The 21,841-nt window shown below is 58.2% G+C and carries 22 protein-coding genes; 3 read left to right on the top strand and 19 right to left on the bottom strand.

Going from position 1 to position 21,841, the window contains the following annotated elements; translation table 11 throughout:
• Positions 1-8: 8 nt before the first annotated feature.
• The 19 genes from glmU to rpmH form a co-directional block, all read right to left on the bottom strand.
• Positions 9-1,376, bottom strand: a complete 1,368-nt coding sequence (glmU, locus tag TK06_RS21125; RefSeq protein ID WP_063323661.1) for a bifunctional UDP-N-acetylglucosamine diphosphorylase/glucosamine-1-phosphate N-acetyltransferase GlmU — start codon at positions 1,374-1,376, stop codon at positions 9-11.
• A 115-nt stretch (positions 1,377-1,491) separates the two neighbouring features.
• Complete coding sequence (locus TK06_RS21120) at positions 1,492-1,917, bottom strand: F0F1 ATP synthase subunit epsilon (protein ID WP_003207087.1); 426 nt, start codon at positions 1,915-1,917, stop codon at positions 1,492-1,494.
• A 45-nt stretch (positions 1,918-1,962) separates the two neighbouring features.
• Positions 1,963-3,339 carry a F0F1 ATP synthase subunit beta gene (gene atpD, locus TK06_RS21115; RefSeq protein ID WP_014340987.1) on the bottom strand — a complete coding sequence of 459 codons (1,377 nt, stop codon included), beginning with the start codon at positions 3,337-3,339 and terminating at the stop codon, positions 1,963-1,965.
• Between the two features lie 27 nt (positions 3,340-3,366).
• Positions 3,367-4,227 (bottom strand): F0F1 ATP synthase subunit gamma, encoded by an 861-nt coding sequence (gene atpG / locus TK06_RS21110; protein WP_063323660.1) that lies wholly within the window; start codon positions 4,225-4,227, stop codon positions 3,367-3,369.
• Between the two features lie 50 nt (positions 4,228-4,277).
• The gene (atpA, locus tag TK06_RS21105; RefSeq protein ID WP_017129296.1) at positions 4,278-5,822 is read right to left on the bottom strand and encodes a F0F1 ATP synthase subunit alpha; all 1,545 of its coding nucleotides are present in this window, start codon (positions 5,820-5,822) and stop codon (positions 4,278-4,280) included.
• 21 nt (positions 5,823-5,843) lie between these two features.
• The gene (locus TK06_RS21100; RefSeq protein WP_003207094.1) at positions 5,844-6,380 is read right to left on the bottom strand and encodes a F0F1 ATP synthase subunit delta; all 537 of its coding nucleotides are present in this window, start codon (positions 6,378-6,380) and stop codon (positions 5,844-5,846) included.
• A 12-nt stretch (positions 6,381-6,392) separates the two neighbouring features.
• Positions 6,393-6,863 carry a F0F1 ATP synthase subunit B gene (locus tag TK06_RS21095; RefSeq protein WP_003187193.1) on the bottom strand — a complete coding sequence of 157 codons (471 nt, stop codon included), beginning with the start codon at positions 6,861-6,863 and terminating at the stop codon, positions 6,393-6,395.
• A 58-nt stretch (positions 6,864-6,921) separates the two neighbouring features.
• A complete protein-coding gene (gene atpE, locus TK06_RS21090; protein WP_003097235.1) occupies positions 6,922-7,179 on the bottom strand; it encodes a F0F1 ATP synthase subunit C in 258 nt (85 codons plus the stop codon).
• A 131-nt stretch (positions 7,180-7,310) separates the two neighbouring features.
• The gene (gene atpB / locus TK06_RS21085; RefSeq protein WP_063323659.1) at positions 7,311-8,180 is read right to left on the bottom strand and encodes a F0F1 ATP synthase subunit A; all 870 of its coding nucleotides are present in this window, start codon (positions 8,178-8,180) and stop codon (positions 7,311-7,313) included.
• A gap of 16 nt (positions 8,181-8,196) precedes the next feature.
• Positions 8,197-8,604 (bottom strand): F0F1 ATP synthase subunit I, encoded by a 408-nt coding sequence (locus TK06_RS21080; RefSeq protein ID WP_063323658.1) that lies wholly within the window; start codon positions 8,602-8,604, stop codon positions 8,197-8,199.
• A gap of 148 nt (positions 8,605-8,752) precedes the next feature.
• Positions 8,753-9,625: a ParB/RepB/Spo0J family partition protein gene (locus TK06_RS21075; protein ID WP_003207098.1), complete on the bottom strand. Its 873-nt coding sequence runs from the start codon at positions 9,623-9,625 to the stop codon at positions 8,753-8,755.
• 9 nt (positions 9,626-9,634) lie between these two features.
• Positions 9,635-10,432, bottom strand: a complete 798-nt coding sequence (locus TK06_RS21070) for a ParA family protein (protein WP_003207100.1) — start codon at positions 10,430-10,432, stop codon at positions 9,635-9,637.
• Between the two features lie 18 nt (positions 10,433-10,450).
• A complete protein-coding gene (gene rsmG, locus TK06_RS21065; protein ID WP_170845928.1) occupies positions 10,451-11,086 on the bottom strand; it encodes a 16S rRNA (guanine(527)-N(7))-methyltransferase RsmG in 636 nt (211 codons plus the stop codon).
• 5 nt (positions 11,087-11,091) lie between these two features.
• Positions 11,092-12,990, bottom strand: a complete 1,899-nt coding sequence (mnmG, locus tag TK06_RS21060) for a tRNA uridine-5-carboxymethylaminomethyl(34) synthesis enzyme MnmG (protein ID WP_063323656.1) — start codon at positions 12,988-12,990, stop codon at positions 11,092-11,094.
• Positions 12,991-13,555: 565 nt separating this feature from the next.
• Positions 13,556-14,926 carry a tRNA uridine-5-carboxymethylaminomethyl(34) synthesis GTPase MnmE gene (mnmE, locus tag TK06_RS21055; RefSeq protein ID WP_063323655.1) on the bottom strand — a complete coding sequence of 457 codons (1,371 nt, stop codon included), beginning with the start codon at positions 14,924-14,926 and terminating at the stop codon, positions 13,556-13,558.
• A 79-nt stretch (positions 14,927-15,005) separates the two neighbouring features.
• Entirely contained in the window at positions 15,006-16,688 is a 1,683-nt protein-coding gene (gene yidC, locus TK06_RS21050) for a membrane protein insertase YidC (protein ID WP_063323654.1), read from the bottom strand.
• Positions 16,689-16,690: 2 nt separating this feature from the next.
• Positions 16,691-16,936, bottom strand: a complete 246-nt coding sequence (gene yidD, locus TK06_RS31100; RefSeq protein WP_010465488.1) for a membrane protein insertion efficiency factor YidD — start codon at positions 16,934-16,936, stop codon at positions 16,691-16,693.
• Positions 16,929-17,330, bottom strand: coding sequence for a ribonuclease P protein component (gene rnpA, locus TK06_RS21045; RefSeq protein ID WP_003207107.1), 402 nt, complete (start codon positions 17,328-17,330; stop codon positions 16,929-16,931). Before rnpA ends, yidD begins: the two co-directional genes overlap by 8 nt.
• Positions 17,331-17,346: 16 nt before the next feature.
• The gene (gene rpmH, locus TK06_RS31095) at positions 17,347-17,481 is read right to left on the bottom strand and encodes a 50S ribosomal protein L34 (protein ID WP_003213577.1); all 135 of its coding nucleotides are present in this window, start codon (positions 17,479-17,481) and stop codon (positions 17,347-17,349) included.
• A gap of 566 nt (positions 17,482-18,047) precedes the next feature.
• On the opposite strand from rpmH, the gene dnaA reads away from it, so the two are divergent.
• Genes dnaA through recF form a run of 3 tightly spaced genes read left to right on the top strand, consistent with a single transcriptional unit; the run spans position 18,048 to position 21,841 of the window.
• A complete protein-coding gene (gene dnaA, locus TK06_RS21040) occupies positions 18,048-19,574 on the top strand; it encodes a chromosomal replication initiator protein DnaA (RefSeq protein WP_003196144.1) in 1,527 nt (508 codons plus the stop codon).
• Positions 19,575-19,613: 39 nt separating this feature from the next.
• Entirely contained in the window at positions 19,614-20,717 is a 1,104-nt protein-coding gene (gene dnaN / locus TK06_RS21035) for a DNA polymerase III subunit beta (RefSeq protein ID WP_003196145.1), read from the top strand.
• A gap of 20 nt (positions 20,718-20,737) precedes the next feature.
• The gene (gene recF, locus TK06_RS21030) at positions 20,738-21,841 is read left to right on the top strand and encodes a DNA replication/repair protein RecF (RefSeq protein WP_063323653.1); all 1,104 of its coding nucleotides are present in this window, start codon (positions 20,738-20,740) and stop codon (positions 21,839-21,841) included.

The following is a 21,841-nucleotide window of genomic DNA, read 5'->3' as shown; positions in this document are numbered from 1 at the left end:
GGATAACTTTAGGGCTTCTTGATTTTCTCCGGCCGCTTCCAGCCGTCGATGTTGCGTTGGCGGGCGCGTCCGACTGCCAATTGGCCTTTTTCCACATTCTGAGTAAGGGTCGAACCGGCTGCCGTGGTCGCACCGCTGGAGATATCCACAGGTGCCACCAAGGAGTTGTTCGAGCCGATGAACACATCTTCACCCAACACGGTTTTCCACTTGTTGGCACCGTCGTAGTTACAGGTGATGGTCCCGGCGCCAATGTTGGTGCGGGCGCCGACTTCAGCGTCACCGAGGTAGGTCAGGTGCCCGGCCTTGGCGCCTTCGCCCAGGTGAGCATTCTTCAGTTCAACAAAGTTACCCACATGGGCACGGGCTTCCAGCACAGAGCCTGGACGCAGGCGGGCAAACGGGCCAGCATCGCTGCCTTCACCCATGATCGCACCGTCAAGATGGCTGTTGGCCTTGATCACCACGCCTTTGTGCAGGGTGCTGTCCTTGATCACGCAGTTCGGGCCAATGACCACATCGTCTTCGATGACAACCTTGCCTTCGAGGATGACGTTGATATCGATGACCACATCGCGACCCACGCTGACTTCTCCGCGCACGTCGAAACGGGACGGATCGCGCAGGGTCACGCCTTGGGCCATCAGGCGGCGGGCGGCGCGCAATTGATAGTGGCGCTCCAGTTCGGCCAATTGCCGGCGATCATTGGCGCCCTGCACTTCCATGGCGTCCAACGGCTGCTCGGTGGCGACCACCAGTCCATCGCTGACCGCCATGGCGATCACGTCTGTCAGGTAGTACTCACCCTGGGCGTTGTTGTTCGACAGACGACTCATCCAGTCACCCAGGCGCTCAGCCGGCACGGCCAGAATCCCAGTGTTGCCTTCAGTGATCGCGCGCTGGGCTTCGTTGGCGTCCTTCTGTTCGACGATGGCGGTCACTTGGCCGTCGACGTCACGCACGATGCGGCCATAACCGGTGGGGTCGTCCAGCTCGACGGTCAACAGGCCCAACTGTTGTGGCGCGACATGCTTGAGCAGGCGTTGCAAGGTGTCGACTTCGATCAGCGGCACATCGCCGTAGAGAATCAGCACCGTATCCGCCGTGATGAATGGCACTGCCTGGGCCACCGCATGGCCAGTGCCCAGTTGTTTGTCCTGCAAGACGAAATTCAGGTCATCGGCGGCCAGGCGTTCGCGCACAGCATCGGCACCGTGGCCGATCACCACGTGAATGCGCTGTGGATCAAGTTGCCGGGCGCTGTGGATAACATGGCCGAGCATGGAATTGCCGGCGACCGGGTGCAAGACCTTGGGCAGCGCCGAACGCATGCGGGTGCCTTGACCGGCCGCGAGGATAACGATTTCGAGAGACATGACTGGCTACCAATCCTGGGTGGTCAGCGGCTGCGACCAGATGATGAGTGTCGGGAAAAGAAAAAAGGGTAGCCGAGGCTACCCTTTTTAATCAATCGCACAGAAAGCAGACGGCTTAGCCGCCGAACTTCTTGCGGATCTGCTGGACGGTGCGCAGCTGGGCTGCGGCCTCGGCCAGACGTGCAGCAGCAGAACCGTAATCGAACTCCGCGCCTCGCTCGTGCAGGGCCTTCTCGGCAGCCTTGACGGCTTCCTGAGCGGAGGCTTCGTCCAGGTCGGCAGCACGTTGCACAGTGTCGGCAAGGACCTTGACCATGTTCGGCTGAACCTCGAGGAAACCACCGGAGATGTAATACACCTCGGCTTCCCCGCCCTGCTTGATCAAGCGGATCGGACCCGGTTTCAGATTAGTGATCAGCGGTGCGTGACCCAGAGCGATACCAAGATCACCCAGCTCACCATGCGCAATCACCATCTCGACCAGACCGGAGAAGATTTCCCCTTCCGCACTGACGATATCGCAATGGACTGTCATAGCCATCTGATTGCCTCAACCTAAATTAGCGCCCGTTACCGGGCGCCGGGATTACAGTTTCTTGGCTTTCTCGATCGCTTCTTCGATGCCGCCGACCATGTAGAACGCTTGTTCTGGCAGGTGGTCGTAGTCACCGTTGAGGATGCCTTTGAAGCCAGCAATGGTGTCTTTCAGGGAAACGTATTTACCCGAGGCACCGGTGAAGACTTCAGCCACGAAGAACGGCTGCGACAAGAAGCGCTGGATCTTACGAGCGCGGGATACCAACTGCTTGTCGGCTTCCGACAGCTCGTCCATACCCAGGATCGCAATGATGTCCTTCAGCTCTTTGTAGCGCTGCAGCACATACTGGACGCCGCGAGCGGTGTCGTAGTGCTCCTGGCCGATCACGTTCGGGTCCAGCTGGCGCGAAGTCGAGTCCAGTGGGTCAACCGCTGGGTAGATACCCAGGGAAGCGATGTCACGGGACAGAACGACGGTGGCGTCCAAGTGGGCGAAGGTGGTCGCTGGCGACGGGTCGGTCAAGTCATCCGCAGGTACGTATACCGCTTGGATCGACGTGATCGAACCTTCCTTGGTCGAAGTGATACGTTCTTGCAGAACGCCCATCTCTTCAGCCAGGGTCGGCTGGTAACCTACTGCCGAAGGCATACGGCCCAGCAGTGCGGATACTTCGGTACCGGCCAGGGTGTAACGGTAGATGTTGTCGACGAACAGCAGAACGTCGTTACCTTCGTCACGGAACTTCTCGGCCATGGTCAGGCCGGTCAGGGCTACGCGCAGACGGTTTCCCGGCGGCTCGTTCATCTGGCCGTAGACCAGTGCCACTTTGTCCAGAACGTTGGAATCCTTCATCTCGTGGTAGAAGTCGTTACCCTCACGAGTACGCTCACCCACACCGGCGAACACGGAATAACCGCTGTGCTCGATGGCGATGTTACGGATCAGTTCCATCATGTTTACGGTCTTGCCCACACCGGCACCACCGAACAGACCGACTTTACCGCCCTTGGCGAACGGGCAAACCAGGTCGATAACCTTGATGCCGGTTTCCAGCAGGTCGTTGCCGCCTGCCTGTTCAGCGAAGGATGGCGCAGGACGGTGAATGCCCCAGCGCTCTTCGGTGTCGATCGGACCAGCTTCGTCGATCGGGTTACCCAGTACGTCCATGATCCGGCCCAGGGTCGCTTTACCGACCGGTACGGAGATGGCAGCGCCAGAGTCGACAACGTCCAGACCGCGCTTCAAGCCTTCGGTAGAACCCATCGCAATGGTACGAACGATGCCGTCGCCCAGCTGCTGCTGAACTTCCAGGGTAGTTTCCGCGCCTTGTACTTTCAGCGCGTTGTAGATGCTCGGTACGCTGTCGCGTGGAAATTCCACGTCGATAACGGCGCCGATGATTTGAACGATACGTCCGCTACTCATAGCTGGATCCTCTGAATATTTGAACCGTTAAACCGCGGCAGCGCCGCCGACGATTTCCGAGATCTCTTGGGTGATCGCAGCCTGACGCGCCTTGTTGTAGATCAGCTGCAAATCGCTGATCAAATCACCGGCGTTGTCGGTAGCGTTCTTCATCGCGATCATCCGCGCTGCTTGTTCAGCTGCGTTGTTCTCGACCACCGCCTGGTAGACCTGCGACTCCACGTAGCGGACCATCAAGCCGTCGAGCAGCTCCTTGGCATCCGGTTCGTAGAGGTAGTCCCAGTGGTGCTTGAGTTCCTGTTCCGGGGTCGCCACCAGTGGGACCAATTGCTCCACGGTTGGCAGCTGCGTCATGGTGTTGATGAACTTGTTGGATACCACGGACAGACGGTCAATCCGGCCTTCCAGGTAAGCATCCAGCATCACCTTGACACTGCCGATCAGGTCATTGATCGACGGCTCTTCACCCAGGTGGCTGATAGCAGCGACGACGTTGCCGCCGAAGTTACGGAAGAAAGCCGCACCCTTGCTACCAATCACGCACAGATCGATCTCGACGCCTTGTTCGCGGTTTACAGCCATGTCCTTGACCAGGGCCTTGAACAGGTTGGTGTTCAAGCCACCGCACAGACCACGGTCACTGCTCACCACGACGTAACCGACGCGCTTGATGGCGCGTTCGATCATGAACGGGTGGCGATATTCCGGGTTGGCGTTGGCCAGATGACCAATCACCTGGCGGATGCGCTCCGCATAAGGGCGGCTAGCAGCCATGCGCATTTGTGCCTTGCGCATTTTGCTGACCGCCACTTTTTCCATGGCGCTGGTAATTTTTTGCGTGCTTTTGATGCTCGCAATCTTACTGCGAATCTCTTTTGCGCCTGCCATGTAACACCTATCAGGTTAGCAAGCGGGAGCCTTGCGACTCCCGCTGCGGCTTACCAGGTTTGGGTGGCCTTGAACTTCTCGATACCGGCTTTCATGCCCGCGTCGATTTCGTCATTGAAGTCACCCTTCACGTTGATCTTGGCCAACAAGTCGGCGTGATCGCGGTTGAAGTAAGCAATCAGCGCTTGTTCAAAGCTGCCGACCTTGGCGATTTCAACGTCAGTCAGGAACCCACGCTCAGCGGCATACAGCGACAGCGCCATGTCAGCGATCGACATCGGTGCGTATTGCTTCTGCTTCATCAGCTCGGTAACGCGCTGACCATGCTCAAGTTGCTTACGGGTCGCTTCGTCCAGGTCAGAAGCGAACTGGGCGAATGCCGCCAGTTCACGGTACTGGGCCAGGGCGGTACGGATACCACCGGACAGCTTCTTGATGATCTTGGTCTGAGCGGCACCACCCACACGGGATACCGAAACACCGGCGTTCACAGCAGGACGGATCCCGGAGTTGAACATGGCCGATTCCAGGAAGATCTGACCGTCGGTGATGGAAATCACGTTGGTCGGAACGAACGCGGAAACGTCGCCAGCCTGGGTTTCGATGATCGGCAGAGCGGTCAGGGAGCCGGTCTTGCCGGTCACTGCGCCGTTGGTGAACTTCTCTACATACTCTTCCGAAACGCGGGATGCGCGCTCCAGCAGACGGGAGTGGAGATAGAACACGTCGCCTGGGTAGGCTTCACGGCCTGGTGGACGGCGCAGCAGCAGGGAGATCTGGCGATAAGCCACTGCCTGCTTGGACAGATCGTCATAAACGATCAGCGCGTCTTCACCGCGGTCGCGGAAGAATTCACCCATGGTGCAACCGGAGTACGGTGCCAGGAATTGCAGCGCTGGAGATTCCGAAGCACTGGCAGCCACGATGATCGTGTTGGCCAGGGCGCCGTTTTCTTCCAGCTTGCGAACCACGTTGGCGATGGTCGATTGCTTCTGACCAATGGCTACGTAGACGCAGAAAATGCCGCTGTTCTTCTGGTTGATGATCGCGTCGATCGCCAGAGCGGTCTTACCGATCTGACGGTCACCGATGATCAGCTCACGCTGGCCACGGCCGACAGGGATCATGGCATCGACAGCCTTGTAGCCAGTCTGTACAGGCTGGTCTACCGACTTACGCCAGATCACGCCAGGAGCAACTTTCTCGACCGCGTCGGTCTCGGTGTTGTTCAGCGGACCTTTGCCGTCAACAGGGTTACCCAGTGCGTCGACGACGCGACCCAGCAGTTCCTTACCAACCGGAACTTCGAGGATGCGGCCGGTGCACTTGGCGCTCATGCCTTCAGCCAGAGAGGTGTACGCGCCCAATACCACAGCACCTACAGAGTCTTGCTCCAGGTTGAGGGCCATACCGTAGACGCCGCCCGGAAACTCGATCATCTCGCCGTACATGACGTCGGCCAGACCGTGAATCCGCACGATGCCGTCAGATACGCTGACGACAGTGCCTTCGTTACGGGCTTGGGAGGTCACATCGAGCTTGTCGATGCGGCCCTTGATAATTTCACTTATTTCGGAAGGATTGAGTTGCTGCATTGCTCTGCTGCCCCTTCAAACTCAAGATTTCAATGCTTCGGCAAGTTTCGCGATTTTGCCGCGAATCGAGCCATCGATAACCAGGTCGCCGGCGCGGATTACAACGCCCCCTATCAGGGACTTGTCTTCCTCGACTTGCAGGCGCACTTCCCGGTTGAGTCGTGCACTGAGAACCTTGGCGAGTTTGTCTTGCTGTTCTTGGTTCAATGCGAAAGCACTGGTCACTTCCACGTCTACCGACTTCTCTTGCTCGGCCTTGTACAGGTCAAAAAGAGTGGCGATCTCCGGCAGAAGCAGGAGACGGTCGTTTTCGGCAACGACGTGAATGAAATTCTGTGCCTTGGCATCGAACTTGTCGCCGCACACGTCAATGAACGTGGCGGCCTTTTCTGCGCTCGTCAGTCGCGGGGCCTTGAGCACGCGCTGCATGGTGTCGTCTTGCGACACCGCTGCAGCCAGGCCGAGCATGGCTGACCAATTGGCCAGTTGCTGGTGGGCCTGAGCGTGCTCGAAGGCCGCCTTAGCGTAAGGTCGGGCCAACGTGGTCAGTTCTGCCATGATCGCCCTCGCTTAGATTTCAGCAGCCAGTTGGTTAACCAGCTCTGCGTGCGCGTTTTGATCGATTGTGGCACCCAGGATCTTCGAAGCACCGCCAACGGCCAGAGCACCCACTTGGGCACGCAGCGCGTCTTTGACACTGTTGAGTTCCTGTTCGATCTCGGCTTGAGCCTGAGCCTTCACACGGTCAGCTTCGACGCGAGCCTGTTCACGGGCTTCGTCGACAATCTGGGTACCGCGTTTCTTGGCTTGCTCGATGATTTCAGCTGCCTGAGCTTTCGCTTCGCGCAGTTGCTGACCCACTTTCTCATGGGCCAACTCCAGGTCGCGAGCTGCACGGCTGGCAGCGTCCAGACCATCAGCGATCTTCTTTTGACGTTCGTGCAATGCCGCAATGACCGGAGGCCATACGAACTTCATGCAGAACAGTACAAAAATCAGGAACGCAACGGACTGGCCAATCAGGGTCGCATTAATGTTCACGCCAACACCTCGCAGTTACGTTGTCCATCACACCAATCTACTCGAGACATCCGAGTAATTAGCCAGCGATTTGACCAACGAACGGGTTCGCAAAGGTGAAGAACAGAGCGATACCAACACCGATCATGGTCACGGCGTCGAGCAGACCGGCCACGATGAACATTTTGACTTGCAGCATTGGAACCATTTCTGGCTGACGCGCTGCGCCTTCCAGGAACTTGCCGCCCAACAGGCCGAAACCAATTGCGGTACCCAGTGCGCCCAGGCCGATCAACAGTGCAACAGCGATAGCGGTTAGACCAACTACAGTTTCCATCTTTCCTCCCGACTTTTACGTCGTATGGTTTAGGTTTTTTAGATTAAAGCGGTAAAACAAATCGTTTCTCAGCCCGGTTCGGGCTCCTTCCCGTTTGACCGGGAAGGACATCAGACTAGTCGAGACTGGCCTTAATGGTTTTCTTCGTGCGCCATCGACAGGTAGACGATGGTCAACATCATGAAGATGAACGCCTGCAGGGTGATGATCAGGATGTGGAACACAGCCCACGCCCATTGCAGGACCACACCCAGGCCGCTGAGCCACAGCAGGCCGCTGCCGAACATCACAGCGATCAGGATGAACACCAGTTCGCCGGCATACATGTTGCCGAACAGACGCAGTGCCAGAGAAATCGGTTTGGCGATCAGGGTCACGAATTCGAGCAGGAAGTTCACCGGGATCAGCAGGGCTTGGACCAGGATGTTCTTGCTGCCGAACGGGTGCAGGGTCAGTTCGCCGATGAAGCCGCCGATGCCCTTGACCTTGATGCTATAGAAAATGATCAGTGCGAAGACCGAGAAGGCCATGCCCAGAGTCGCGTTCGGGTCGGTGGTCGACACGGCGCGGAAGGGGATGTGTGCATCGCCGGAGATAAGGATGGCCAGCTGAGGAATCCAGTCAACCGGTACCAGGTCGACGGCGTTCATCAGGAACACCCAGACGAAGATGGTCAGTGCCAGCGGTGCGATCACCGGGCTACGGCCATGGAAGCTGTCTTTCACGCTGCCATCGACGAATTCGACCAGTACTTCAACAAAGTTCTGCAGTGCACCAGGCTGACCGGAAGTCGCCTTCTTTGCCGCCATGCGGAAAAGAAAAACGAAGATCAGACCCAATGCGACCGACCAGCCGAGGGTATCGACGTGGAAAGCCCAGAAGCCCATTTCCTTGGCTTCTGCTGCGGTGTGGGCAAAGCCCCAGCCGCCGTTGGGTAGCTGACCGAAGGTCAGGTTCTGCAAGTGGTGCTGGATATAGCCCGAAGCGGTTGTCTCTGCCATGGTTGCCTCAAACGCCCTAAGGTCTCGAAAGTCTTGTTCTCATTAGCAGGGGAGCGAACCAGCTAACCAGTTGGGTCAGCACGAAGACGCTGAATACAGCCAGCGGCGCCAGTGGCTTCACACCTGCGAACGTCAATGCAAACAGCACTGCCGTCAAAATCAGTTTCCCCGCCTCGCCGGCATAAAAAGACCGGACGATAGCCTGGGCTGCTCGGGCGCCGGAAAACCGAAAGGCCCTGTGAGCGAAGTAAATATTGGGAAGCAAGGCTATCAGGCCTCCGCAAAGCCCTGAGTATCCGGCGACGACTCCTTTCCATTGCCAGAGCGCCAGTGCGGCGATCAATACAACGGCGAATTGGGCCATCAAAACCGGGAAAACTGCCAGACGATGGAACGGCAAGCGGTTTGGCGTGCGGGTTTCCATCGCTTTTGCTCTCCAATAGTCGGCCGCCATAATTCAATAACTTGGCATAATTTGTGCCGACAAAATGCGCGCAGAGTATAGGGGCGGTTCTGCCCCTATTCAACTGCCAGGTAGTGATTTCCGACTGCGCGCTACAAGAGCAATTGTTTCAGCGAATGTGTGCAAGGACGCCTTGCAGCTCATCGAGGGAGTTGTAGCCAATCACCAGTTGCCCTTTGCCCTTCTTGCCGTGGCGGATCTGCACCGCAGAGCCCAGGCGCTCGGCCAGGCGCTGTTCCAGGCGAGCGATATCAGGATCGGTTTTGGGTGCCTCGACAGGGGCCGGTTTGCCACTCAGCCACTGACGAACCAGTGCTTCAGTTTGGCGCACAGTCAGACCGCGTGCGACAACATGTCGCGCCCCTTCAACCTGTTGATTTTCCGGCAAACCGAGCAATGCCCGGGCATGACCCATTTCCAGGTCGCCATGGGACAGCATGGTCTTGATGACTTCCGGCAACGCAATCAGGCGCAACAAATTGGCCACGGTCACGCGGGACTTGCCCACCGCCTCGGCAACTTGTTGCTGGGTCAGCTGGAACTCCTGCTGCAAACGTTGCAGGGCCACGGCTTCTTCAATCGGATTGAGGTCTTCGCGCTGGATGTTCTCGATCAGCGCCATGGCGATGGCGGTTTCATCCGGCACATCGCGGACCATCGCCGGAATGGTTTCCTGGCCGGCCTGCTGGCTGGCGCGCCAGCGACGTTCGCCGGCAATGATCTCGAAGCGCCCGTTGGCGATCGGCCGGACCACGATCGGCTGCATCACGCCCTGGCTCTTGATCGACTGGGCCAATTCTTCCAGCGCCTGGGGATCCATGTCCCGGCGCGGCTGGTATTTGCCGCGCTGGATCAGGTCCAGCGGCAGGTGTTGCAACTCGCGTTGATCGACCTGTACGGCCTGCTCTTCCAGCGAACTGACAGTGGGACCACTGAGCAGTGCATCCAGTCCACGTCCGAGACCTCGTTTCTTGACGGCCATGGGGTTTCCTTAAGTTGGCTGGGCTGCAGCGGTGCGTGGGTTACGGCGCTGACGGCGAACCATCTCGCCCGCCAGGGCCAGGTAGGCCAGCGCACCACGGGATTGTTTGTCGTAGGCCAGGGCCGGCATGCCGTAGCTGGGTGCTTCGGCCAGGCGGATGTTCCGCGGGATGACCGTGTCGTAGAGCTGCTCGCCGAAGTGTTCCTTGAGCTGGGCCGACACATCGTTCATCAGGCTCAGGCGCGGGTCGTACATGGTCCGCAGCAGGCCTTCGACCTTCAGGTCCGGGTTCAACAGTTCGGCGATGCGCTTGATGTTATCCACAAGGTCGCTCAAGCCTTCGAGGGCGAAGTACTCGCACTGCATGGGGATAATCACCCCATCGGCCGCCACCAGGGCGTTGAGGGTCAGCATCGACAGCGACGGCGGGCAGTCGATCAGGATGTAATCGTAGTTTTCCCGGATCGGCGCCAAGGCGCTGCGCAGGCGGCTTTCCTTCATCTGCATTTCCAGCAGCACCACTTCGGCCGCCGTCAGGTCACGGTTGGCCGGCAGCAGTTGATAACCGCCGTGTTCGGAGAAGTGCATGGCCTGGCCCAGATCGCATTCGCCGATCAGGACGTCGTAGATGGAGTTTTCCAGGCCATGCTTATCCACACCGCTACCCATGGTGGCGTTGCCCTGTGGATCGAGATCGATCAACAGCACCCGGCGCTTGGTCGCGACCAGGGATGCTGCGAGGTTGATACAGGTGGTGGTCTTGCCCACACCACCCTTCTGGTTCGCTATCGCGAATACCTTAGCCATTCTTGCTTGTGTTCCCAATCATGCCGTGCGGCGCAGTATCAGCAGATGGCGTTGGCCTTGGCAACCGGGTACGGCCAAGGCGTGTTCGCTATCAAGGTGGAAGTCTGCCGGCAATGCTACCAGCTCATCGGCCGGATGAACGCCCTTCATTGCCAGCCAGCGCGTATCGGCGTCGCCCAGGTGGCGCGTCCAGTTGCTGAAGTTCTCCATGCTGCTGAACGCCCGGGAGATGATCCCGTTGAAAGGCTGTGCAGGCTGGAACGCTTCGACACGGCTGTGGATAACTTGCAGGTTATCCAGTTTGAGTTCGAGTTTGACCTGGGTCAGGAAGCGGGTTTTCTTGCCGTTGCTGTCCAGGCAGGTCACTTGCGAGTCGGGAAACAGGATCGCCAGCGGGATGCCCGGCATGCCACCGCCACTGCCAACATCCAGCCAGCGACCGTTTTCGATGAAGGACATGACGCTGAGGCTGTCGAGCAAATGACGCGAGACCATTTCATCCGGATCGCGCACGGCGGTCAGGTTGTAAGCCTTGTTCCATTTGATCAACAACGCCAGATAACCCAGCAATTGCGCGTGCTGGGCTTCGGTCAAGTTGACACCAAGCTGACGGGCACCTGTGGATAACTCTTCAGCGTGTTGCGAGGTGACCATCGAACTCAAGCGCTTTGCTCCAACTGGCGGCCCGCGCCGCGTTTTTTCAAATGAATCATCAACAGGGAAATCGCTGCTGGCGTGACGCCGGGAATGCGCGAGGCTTGGCCCAGGGTCTCTGGACGGGTCGCACCGAGCTTGCTCTGGATTTCCTTCGACAACCCGGAAATGCCGGTGTAATCGATATCCACAGGCAGCTTGGTGTCTTCACTGGCGCGCAGACGGGCGATTTCGTCTTGCTGACGGTCGATGTAACCGGCGTACTTGGTCTTGATCTCGACCTGTTCGGCCACTTGTGGATCTTCCGCCCCCTGACCGGTCACTTTCACCAACCCGGCATAATCGATTTCCGGGCGGCTCAAGAGGTTGAGCAGGTTGTATTCGTGGGTCAGCGGCGTGCCGAATTTTGCCGCGATGGCATCGCCCTGCTCGGTACCGGGACGAACCCAGGTGCTTTTCAGGCGCTGCTCTTCCAGTTCGATGCTTTCACGTTTCTTGCAGAACGCGGCCCAACGCACATCATCCACCAGCCCCAGCTCACGACCTTTCTCGGTCAGGCGCAAGTCGGCGTTGTCTTCGCGAAGGATCAGGCGATATTCGGCGCGGGACGTGAACATCCGATACGGTTCCTGGGTGCCCAAGGTAATCAGGTCATCCACCAGTACGCCGATGTATGCCTCATCGCGGCGTGGGCACCAGCTGTCCTTGCCCTGGGCGCGCAGTGCCGCGTTGGCACCGGCCAACAACCCTTGGGCGCCGGCCTCTTCGTAACCGGTGGTGCCGTTGATCTGCCCGGCGAAGAACAGGCCGCCAATGACCTTGGTTTCCAGGCTGTACTTCAGGTCACGCGGATCGAAGTAGTCGTACTCGATGGCGTAGCCCGGGCGAACGATGTGGGCGTTTTCCATACCGCGAATCGACTGCACGATCTGCAATTGCACATCGAACGGCAGGGAGGTTGAGATCCCGTTCGGGTACAGCTCGTGGGTCGTCAGGCCTTCGGGCTCGATGAAGACCTGGTGGCTTTCCTTGTCGGCAAAGCGATGGATCTTGTCTTCGATCGATGGGCAATAACGCGGACCGATGCCTTCGATTTCACCGGCTGCGGAATACATCGGCGAACGATCGAGGTTCGCCGCAATGATTTCATGGGTGCGGGCATTGGTGTGGGTGATCCAGCAACTGACTTGCCGTGGATGCTGTTCCTTGTTGCCCATGAACGACATGACCGGGATCGGCGTATCGCCAGGCTGCTCGGTCATCACCGAGAAATCCACAGACCGACCGTCGATACGCGGTGGCGTACCGGTTTTCAAGCGCCCGACACGCAATGGCAGCTCACGCAAACGGTGAGCCAGAGCGATCGACGGCGGATCACCCGCGCGACCACCGGAAAAGTTCTGCAAACCAATGTGGATAAGTCCACCGAGGAATGTCCCGGTGGTCAGCACTACGGAATCAGCGAGGAAACGCAGGCCCATTTGCGTGACTACACCGCGCACCTGGTCCTGCTCGACAATCAGGTCATCCGCTGTTTGTTGAAATATCCACAGGTTCGGCTGGTTTTCCAGGATTTCGCGGACAGCGGCCTTGTACAGGACTCGGTCGGCCTGGGCGCGAGTAGCGCGCACGGCTGGGCCTTTGCGGCTGTTCAATACGCGAAACTGGATACCACCTTTATCGGTGGCCATGGCCATCGCGCCGCCTAGGGCATCGATTTCCTTGACCAGGTGGCTCTTGCCAATCCCACCAATGGCAGGGTTGCAACTCATGGCACCGAGGGTTTCCACGTTATGCGTCAGCAACAGGGTTTTTGCCCCCATGCGTGCTGATGCAAGTGCTGCCTCGGTACCGGCATGACCGCCGCCGATGACGATCACTTCAAAACGGGAAGGGAAATCCACCACGCACCTCGTGCCTGCTTAATTCAGGTAATTCGGAAATAGGTCTTGAGCTTGGCCAGAGCGTTTTTCGAGCCAGGTCGGCAAGTATAGGGACTTCCCCTTTCCTAAAGAACCCTTTGCACAAAATTTAACCAGCTGTGGAAAACTCGCGGTTAAAAAAATTAAAAAGAAAGAAATTTATAAAACCTTTGTTTTTATGTTTATTCTTACTGAGCCTACTATCTGTGGATAACATTGCACAGGCCTTTATTTTCAATGTGTACAGAGATTCAAAACCCTGTGGTCAGGTGGCAATGAGGGGGTTGGATAACCGGTGTAAGCCTGTGGATGAATGGGCCTGTTATCCACAGAGGCGGTTATCTTCAGATTTGAGGGGGGTTTATCAACCGACCTCAGTGGCAGTTATTCACAGGGCTTAATCCACAGAAAACCGCCGCGGATGGATCACCGCAGCGTCCACAGGCAAGCCGCCATCAATGGCAATCGTTTCAAAAACAGAGAGGAGGAACCGGGTTTGCGTTGGACTCGAGAGGCTTCGAGGACAAACCCGGTTTGAAAAGCGGGGTTATTTACCGATGCAGAAGCTGGAAAAGATCCGCCCCAACAGGTCATCGGAGCTGAAGGCGCCGGTAATTTCCCCAAGGGAATGTTGGGCCTGGCGAAGGTCTTCGGCCAATAACTCACCCGCCCCCGCCAAGGTCAACTGTGCGCGACCGTGTTCCAGGGCGGCGCTGGCATGGCGCAAGGCTTCAAGATGCCGCCGGCGGGCGCTGAAGCTGCTTTCCGAGGTCTGCTCATAGCCCATGCAGGCCTTGAGGTGTTCACGCAGCAGTTCCAGGCCTTCACCCGCCGCCTTTGCGCTCAGGCTGATCGTCACATGGCCGTCGTTGCTGACCTCAAGGACAATCGCTTCCCCGGTCAGGTCGGCCTTGTTACGGATCAAGGTGACTTTCGCGGGATCCGGGCGGACTTCGAGGAATTCAGGCCACAAGGCAAATGGATCGTCCGCTTCCGGTGCGGTGGCATCCACCACCAGCAGGACCCGGTCGGCTTCACCGATGGCCTTGAGCGCCCGCTCAACGCCGATTTTTTCCACCCGGTCATCAGTGTCGCGCAAACCTGCGGTATCCACGACGTGCAGTGGCATGCCATCGATGTGGATATGTTCACGCAGGATGTCCCGAGTGGTGCCGGCGATCTCGGTGACAATCGCCGCCTCGCGCCCGGCCAGGGCATTCAACAGGCTGGATTTGCCGGCATTCGGCCGCCCAGCGATCACCACGGTCATCCCATCGCGCAACAAGGCACCCTGCCCGGCTTCGCGCAGTACGGTGGATAACTCATCGCGTACTTTATCCAGCATGCTCAGCACGTGGCCATCGGCTAGGAAGTCGATTTCCTCTTCCGGGAAATCAATCGCGGCCTCGACGTAAATCCGCAGGCCGATCAATTGTTCGGTGAGGTTATGCACACGCAGGGAAAACGCCCCCTGCAAGGATCGCAATGCGTTGCGGGCCGCCTGTGCAGAACTGGCTTCGATCAAATCGGCGATCGCCTCGGCCTGGGCCAGGTCGAGCTTGTCGTTGAGGAATGCCCGTTCACTGAACTCGCCCGGCCGGGCCAGGCGACAGCCCAGCTCCAGGCAACGCTTGAGCAACATGTCCAGCACGATGGGGCCGCCGTGCCCTTGCAGTTCCAGCACGTCTTCGCCGGTGAACGAATTCGGCCCCGGGAAATACAAGGCCAGCCCCTCGTCGAGGACCTGCTGGTCATCACTGAAAAACGGACCGTAATGAGCAAACCGCGGTTTGAGTTCGCGACCGCTGATTGCCCTGGCCGCGACACTGGCCAAGGGCCCCGAAATACGGACGATGCCGACACCGCCGCGACCTTGGGCAGTGGCAACAGCAGCGATGGTTTCACGCGGTGCGCTCATAAACCGGTATCCAGACAAAAGTGGCAGATAGCAAAACGCCCCACTAGGGGGCGTTTTGTGTGGTTATCCACAGAGCAAGTTACGCCTCGGCTTTTTTCGCAGCCGCTTCGATCTTACGCGTGATGTACCACTGCTGGGTAATGGACAACACGTTGTTCACAACCCAGTACAGCACCAGACCCGCCGGGAACCACAGGAAGAAGAAGGTGAAGATGATTGGCATCATTTTCATCACCTTCGCCTGCATCGGGTCCGGAGGCGTCGGGTTCAGCTGCTGCTGGATGAACATGGTCGCGCCCATGATGATCGGCAGGATGAAGAACGGATCCTTGATCGACAGGTCGGTAATCCACAGCATGAACGGTGCCTGGCGCATCTCCACGCTTTCCAGCAGCACCCAGTACAGCGCCAGGAACACAGGCATTTGTACAAGAATCGGCAAGCAACCACCCAACGGGTTGATCTTCTCTTTCTTGTACAGCTCCATCATGGCCTGGGACATTTTCTGCCGGTCATCGCCATGTTGTTCTTTCAGGGCCGCCAGTTTCGGGGCCACCGCGCGCATGCGAGCCATGGATTTGTAGCTGGCGGCCGACAACGGGAAGAAAATCCCCTTGATCAGCATGGTCAGGAAAATGATCGACCAACCCCAGTTACCGACGATGCTGTGGATATGTTGCAGCAGCCAGAAGATCGGCTGGGCAATGAACCACAGGAAACCGTAGTCCACGGTCAGTTCCAGGCCTGGGGACAACTCTTTCAGTACCGCCTGGCTTTTAGGACCGGCGTACAGAATGGCACTGGTTTCGACTTTTGCACCTGGCGCGGCGGTCAATGCCGGGCCGGTGTAGCCGACGATGTAGTTGCCTTTGCCGTCTTTACGCGTCTGGACGACGTTGTTTTCGCCCTTCTGCGGGATCCAGGCAGTTACAAAATAGTGCTGCAGCCAAGCAACCCAGCCACCTTGGACCGTTTCCTTGATCTGGCCCTTGTCCATGTCCTTCATGGACACTTTCTTGTACGGCTCCGAACTTGTCCACAGGGCGGCGCCCAGGTAAGTCGCGGTGCCGGTGGCCGTGCTGGAGGAAGGATCGTCGCTGGCGTCACGCTTGAGTTGCGCAAACATCGCGCCAGACCAGGGCTGGGCGCTCTGGTTGTCGATCAGGTAAGAGACGGTTACGTCATACAGGCCACGTTTCAAGGTGAAACGCTTGATGTAGTTGACGCCATCCTTGCTGAACTTCAGGTCCACGACCAATTGGTCCTGACCGTCAGCCAGTTGATAAGTCTTCTTCTCGGCGGAGTAGACCGGGCGACCGGCCGGGCTCGAATCCGGGCCGTTGGTACCGATCAGCCCACTTTGGGCCAGATAGGTGCGCTCGTTACCGTTGTCGAACAACTGGAACGGGATTTCCGGATGATCCTGGCGACGTGGATACAGCGGCAGCTTCAGCTGGGCGACGTCACCACCTTGTGGATCGATTGCCAGCTCGAGCACGTCCGTCTTGATCTGGATGAGATCTTTGCTTACGGCCACCGGGGCTTCGGCGGGAGCGCTGGTATCGCTTGCCGCGCGCGGGATGTCGTCATTGCTGGCAGCATTGTTGCCAACTGGGGCATCCGGCAGGCTCGGTGCGGTATTGCTGGCTGCAACATTCTGAGTCGGCAGGGCAGCCTGGCCATAGTCCTGGTTCCATTTAAGGACCATGACGTAGGACACGATTGCCAGGGCGACGATCAGGATCGTGCGTTTGATATCCATGATTACTCGGCCATCGAAGAAGAACGGGAGGTAGGGATAGGCGGAACCGGGTCATAACCGCCGGGATTCCACGGATGACAGCGACCTAAACGACGAAAGGTCAGCCAGCCACCGCGCAGTAGGCCATGATTTTCTATGGCTTCGTACGCGTAGCAGGAACAACTGGGGTAGAAACGACAGTGACTGGCCATCAAAGGACTAATGGCATAGCGGTAAAACTGGATCGGAACGAGTGCCAGTTTACGCATCGGGACTGTCTACCCCTACAGTTTCGGTGTTGACTGCTGGTACTGGCTTGTTGCGGGCCAGACGTTTCCAGAGCTTGCCGAAATGCTGAATCAATTCGGGGTTTTCTACGTCACCCAAACCTTTGCGCGCGACGATAACAATGTCCCATCCAACCAGTGAATCCTGGTTCAGGCGAAACGATTCGCGCATCAGACGTTTGAGGCGATTGCGCTGAACAGAGAGCTTGACGCTCTTTTTCCCGATAACCAGCCCTAGTCGGGGGTGATCGAGATCGTTACTGCGCGCAAGGAGCAGGAGATTTTTCCCCGGAACCTTGCCGGTAGGGGAGTCAAAGACTGCCTTGAAATGCCGGGGTGTAAGCAGACGCTTTTCCCGACTGAAGTCCTGACTCACCTCCAGTGCCGGATTATCAAACTGCCAGACGCGCACGACCTTTGGCGCGACGACGCGACAGGACGGCACGACCGTTCTTGGTAGCCATGCGAGCACGGAAACCGTGGGTACGAGCGCGTTTGATAGTGCTTGGTTGGAAAGTACGTTTCATGTCGTGTTACCTGGTTCGTCCACAACGGGCCGGAATGGCCCCCGTTTTAAGAGACCGGGGATTCTAGAGAAAGCAAGCCTCTAGGTCAATTTCCAACCAGCGTTTCCTTTAAATAGATATCCGGACGCTTGGGCGGATTCATCACACGACGCTAGATATAGAAATAAAGAAGGGAATTATTTAAAGCTTTTCTGTAAAGCTTATAAAAGCAAGGCCGCCACCTGTCTGTGGATAACCATGCTCAGGCCTTGTAGCACGCCATGTACAGAGAATGACAACTACAGGGGAAAGCAGTGGCCAGCCTGTGCTGCGCTGTCGGATAAGCTGTGTGTGGAATGCCTGGTTATCCACAGGCCGGTTATCCACCGACTTTCGCCCCCACTTGTGCAACGACCTCAGGCCCGGTTATCCACAGAGCTTATCCACTGACCGCCCGTCGTCTTTCTCGCGGTTAACGCATTGATAAATCATGGGCGATCAGCAAGCTGCATGTGGATAAGTGGGCGTCTGCTCGCTACAATGGCCGCTTGTTTTTGCCTCACCGGCTTTCAACTTAGGGGATATCCGTGTCAGTGGAACTTTGGCAGCAGTGCGTGGAGCTTTTGCGCGATGAGCTGCCTGCCCAACAATTCAACACTTGGATCCGTCCACTACAGGTCGAAGCCGAAGGCGACGAGTTGCGTGTCTATGCACCGAACCGTTTCGTTCTCGACTGGGTCAACGAAAAGTACCTGGGCCGGGTCATGGAATTGCTCGACGAGCATGGCAATGGCATGGCGCCTGCGTTGTCCTTATTAATAGGCAGCAAGCGCAGCTCGGCACCGCGCGCCGCACCCAATGCGCCGCTGGCCGCCGCAGCGTCACAGGCCCAGCAGGCTGCAACGGCACCGGTTAACAACCATGCCGCCCCGGCACCCGCGCCTGCCCCGAGCAAACGCAACGCACAAAAGGTCGCCGAGGTCAGCGAAGAGCCCTCCCGGGACAGCTTCGACCCGATGGCCGGTGCCAGCTCCCAGCAGGCGCCGGTGCGTGCCGAACAGCGCACCGTCCAGGTCGAAGGTGCGCTCAAGCACACCAGCTACCTGAATCGGACCTTTACCTTCGAGAATTTCGTCGAAGGTAAATCCAACCAACTGGCTCGCGCTGCGGCCTGGCAGGTCGCGGATAACCCCAAGCATGGCTACAACCCGCTGTTCCTTTATGGTGGCGTAGGCTTGGGTAAGACCCACTTGATGCATGCGGTGGGCAACCACCTATTAAAGAAGAACCCGAATGCCAAGGTCGTGTACCTGCATTCCGAGCGTTTCGTGGCCGACATGGTCAAGGCGCTGCAACTGAACGCGATCAACGAGTTCAAGCGTTTCTACCGTTCGGTGGACGCTCTGCTGATCGACGATATTCAGTTCTTCGCCCGCAAGGAACGTTCCCAGGAAGAGTTTTTCCACACCTTCAACGCATTGCTTGAAGGCGGGCAGCAGGTCATTCTCACCAGTGACCGCTACCCGAAAGAAATCGAAGGCCTTGAAGAACGTCTCAAGTCGCGTTTCGGCTGGGGCCTGACGGTGGCCGTCGAGCCGCCCGAGCTGGAAACCCGGGTCGCGATCCTGATGAAGAAAGCCGACCAGGCCAAGGTCGAGCTGCCTCACGACGCCGCGTTCTTCATCGCCCAGCGTATCCGCTCCAACGTGCGTGAGCTCGAAGGTGCCCTCAAGCGGGTGATCGCTCACTCGCACTTCATGGGCCGCGACATCACCATCGAGTTGATTCGCGAATCCTTGAAGGACTTGTTGGCGCTTCAGGACAAATTGGTTTCTGTGGATAACATTCAGCGAACCGTTGCGGAATACTACAAAATCAAGATTTCCGACCTGCTGTCCAAACGCCGTTCGCGTTCGGTAGCACGTCCGCGTCAGGTGGCCATGGCCCTGTCCAAGGAACTGACCAACCACAGCCTGCCGGAAATCGGCGATGTGTTTGGCGGACGCGACCACACGACCGTGCTGCACGCCTGCCGCAAGATCAACGAACTTAAGGAATCCGACGCGGACATCCGCGAGGACTACAAGAACCTGCTGCGTACACTGACCACTTGATGACCACCAGCGCAGCTTATTAAGGCAAGGGACTAGACCATGCATTTCACCATTCAACGCGAAGCCCTGTTGAAACCCCTGCAACTGGTCGCAGGCGTCGTCGAACGCCGCCAGACCTTGCCGGTACTTTCCAACGTGCTGCTGGTTGTCGAAGGCCAGCAATTGTCGCTGACCGGTACCGACCTGGAAGTCGAGCTGGTCGGTCGTGTGCAACTTGAAGAACCGGCTGATCCGGGTTCCATCACCGTACCGGCGCGCAAGCTGATGGACATCTGCAAGAGCCTGCCCAACGACGCGCTGATCGACATCAAGGTCGATGAGCAGAAGCTCGTGGTCAAGGCCGGTCGCAGTCGCTTCACCTTGTCGACCCTGCCGGCCAACGATTTCCCGACCGTGGAAGAAGGCCCAGGTTCGCTGACCTGCAGCCTGGACCAGAGCAAATTGCGTCGCCTGATCGAACGCACCAGTTTCGCCATGGCCCAGCAGGACGTGCGTTATTACCTCAACGGCATGCTCCTGGAGGTTTCCGCCGGCGTCATCCGCGCCGTCGCCACCGACGGGCATCGCCTGGCCATGTGCTCGATGCAGGCTGATATCGGTCAGCCTGATCGCCACCAGGTGATCGTGCCGCGTAAAGGTATCCTGGAACTGGCTCGCCTGCTGACCGAGCCGGACGGCAACGTCAGCATCGTGTTGGGCCAGCACCACATCCGCGCCACCACCGGTGAGTTCACCTTCACCTCGAAGCTGGTCGACGGCAAGTTCCCTGACTACGAGCGCGTGCTGCCAAAAGGCGGTGACAAGCTGGTGTTGGGCGATCGCCAGGCCCTGCGCGAAGCCTTCAGCCGTACCGCGATCCTGTCTAACGAGAAGTACCGTGGCATCCGTCTGCAACTGGCCAATGGTCAGCTGAAGATCCAGGCGAACAACCCGGAGCAGGAAGAAGCGGAAGAAGAAGTAGGCGTTGAGTACAACGGCGGCTCCCTGGAAATTGGCTTCAACGTCAGCTACCTGCTCGACGTGCTGGGCGTGATGACCACCGAGCAAGTGCGTCTGATCCTGTCCGACTCCAACAGCAGTGCACTGGTGCAAGAGTCCGATAACGACGATTCGGCTTACGTTGTCATGCCGATGCGTCTGTAATCATGCCCAGCAGAAGCTAGATGTCCTTAAGTCGCGTCTCGGTCACCGCGGTGCGCAATCTGCACCCGGTGACCTTCTCCCCCTCCCCCCGCATCAATATCCTTTACGGCGCCAACGGCAGCGGCAAAACCAGCGTCCTGGAAGCCGTGCACCTGCTCGGGCTTGCCCGTTCGTTTCGCAGCACCCGCCTGTTACCGGTCATCCAGTACGATCAACTGGCATGCACCGTGTTCGGGCAGGTGGAGCTGGCAGAAGGCGGTCATAGCGCCCTGGGGATCTCGCGGGACCGGCAGGGCGAGTTCCAGATCCGCATCGATGGGCAGAACGCTCGCAGTGCTGCTCAGCTGGCCGAGATCCTGCCATTGCAGTTGATCAACCCGGACAGCTTCCGTCTATTGGAGGGGGCACCGAAGATTCGTCGGCAATTTCTCGACTGGGGCGTGTTCCACGTGGAACCGCGGTTCATGGCGACTTGGCAACGCCTGCAGAAGGCGTTGCGCCAGCGAAACTCTTGGCTGCGACATGGTACACTTGACGCCGTTTCGCAAGCGGTTTGGGACAGGGAACTGTGCCAGGCCAGCGCTGAAATCGATGAATACCGCCGCGCTTACATCAAAGCCTTGAAACCGGTCTTCGAGCAGACCTTGAGCGAACTGGTTGAGCTTGAGGGCCTGACGCTCAGCTATTACCGAGGCTGGGACAAGGACCGGGAACTGAGCACCGTGTTGGCTGGCTCGCTACAGCGGGACCAGCAGATGGGCCATACCCAGGCTGGACCGCAACGCGCTGACTTGCGCCTCAGATTGGGCGCGCACAATGCCGCGGACATCTTGTCCCGGGGGCAACAGAAGTTAGTGGTGTGTGCCTTGCGTATTGCCCAAGGACACCTGGTCAGCCAGGCCCGGCGAGGTCAGTGTATTTATCTGGTGGATGACTTGCCGTCCGAGTTGGACGAAGCCCACCGTCGCGCGCTTTGCCGCTTGTTGGAAGACTTACGCTGCCAGGTGTTCATCACCTGTGTAGACCACGAATTATTGAGGGAAGGCTGGCAGACGGAAACGCCAGTCGCCCTGTTCCACGTGGAACAGGGCCGTATCACCCAGACCCACGACCATCGGGAGTGA

This window comes from Pseudomonas fluorescens (assembly GCF_001623525.1).
Classification (GTDB): Bacteria; Pseudomonadota; Gammaproteobacteria; order Pseudomonadales; family Pseudomonadaceae; genus Aquipseudomonas; species Aquipseudomonas fluorescens_Q.
Note: the sequence above shows the minus strand (reverse complement) of the source record. Positions and strands in the feature narration are given on the sequence as shown.

Coding starts and splice junctions, on each gene's coding strand:
- glmU (WP_063323661.1), bottom strand. CDS start 1,376: ATGTCTCTCGAAATCGTTATCCTCGCGGCCGGTCAAGGCACCCGCATG.
- TK06_RS21120 (WP_003207087.1), bottom strand. CDS start 1,917: ATGGCTATGACAGTCCATTGCGATATCGTCAGTGCGGAAGGGGAAATC.
- atpD (WP_014340987.1), bottom strand. CDS start 3,339: ATGAGTAGCGGACGTATCGTTCAAATCATCGGCGCCGTTATCGACGTG.
- atpG (WP_063323660.1), bottom strand. CDS start 4,227: ATGGCAGGCGCAAAAGAGATTCGCAGTAAGATTGCGAGCATCAAAAGC.
- atpA (WP_017129296.1), bottom strand. CDS start 5,822: ATGCAGCAACTCAATCCTTCCGAAATAAGTGAAATTATCAAGGGCCGC.
- TK06_RS21100 (WP_003207094.1), bottom strand. CDS start 6,380: ATGGCAGAACTGACCACGTTGGCCCGACCTTACGCTAAGGCGGCCTTC.
- atpE (WP_003097235.1), bottom strand. CDS start 7,179: ATGGAAACTGTAGTTGGTCTAACCGCTATCGCTGTTGCACTGTTGATC.
- atpB (WP_063323659.1), bottom strand. CDS start 8,180: ATGGCAGAGACAACCGCTTCGGGCTATATCCAGCACCACTTGCAGAAC.
- TK06_RS21080 (WP_063323658.1), bottom strand. CDS start 8,604: ATGGAAACCCGCACGCCAAACCGCTTGCCGTTCCATCGTCTGGCAGTT.
- TK06_RS21075 (WP_003207098.1), bottom strand. CDS start 9,625: ATGGCCGTCAAGAAACGAGGTCTCGGACGTGGACTGGATGCACTGCTC.
- TK06_RS21070 (WP_003207100.1), bottom strand. CDS start 10,432: ATGGCTAAGGTATTCGCGATAGCGAACCAGAAGGGTGGTGTGGGCAAG.
- rsmG (WP_170845928.1), bottom strand. CDS start 11,086: ATGGTCACCTCGCAACACGCTGAAGAGTTATCCACAGGTGCCCGTCAG.
- mnmE (WP_063323655.1), bottom strand. CDS start 14,926: ATGAGCGCACCGCGTGAAACCATCGCTGCTGTTGCCACTGCCCAAGGT.
- yidC (WP_063323654.1), bottom strand. CDS start 16,688: ATGGATATCAAACGCACGATCCTGATCGTCGCCCTGGCAATCGTGTCC.
- yidD (WP_010465488.1), bottom strand. CDS start 16,936: ATGCGTAAACTGGCACTCGTTCCGATCCAGTTTTACCGCTATGCCATT.
- rpmH (WP_003213577.1), bottom strand. CDS start 17,481: ATGAAACGTACTTTCCAACCAAGCACTATCAAACGCGCTCGTACCCAC.
- dnaN (WP_003196145.1), top strand. CDS start 19,614: ATGCATTTCACCATTCAACGCGAAGCCCTGTTGAAACCCCTGCAACTG.
- recF (WP_063323653.1), top strand. CDS start 20,738: ATGTCCTTAAGTCGCGTCTCGGTCACCGCGGTGCGCAATCTGCACCCG.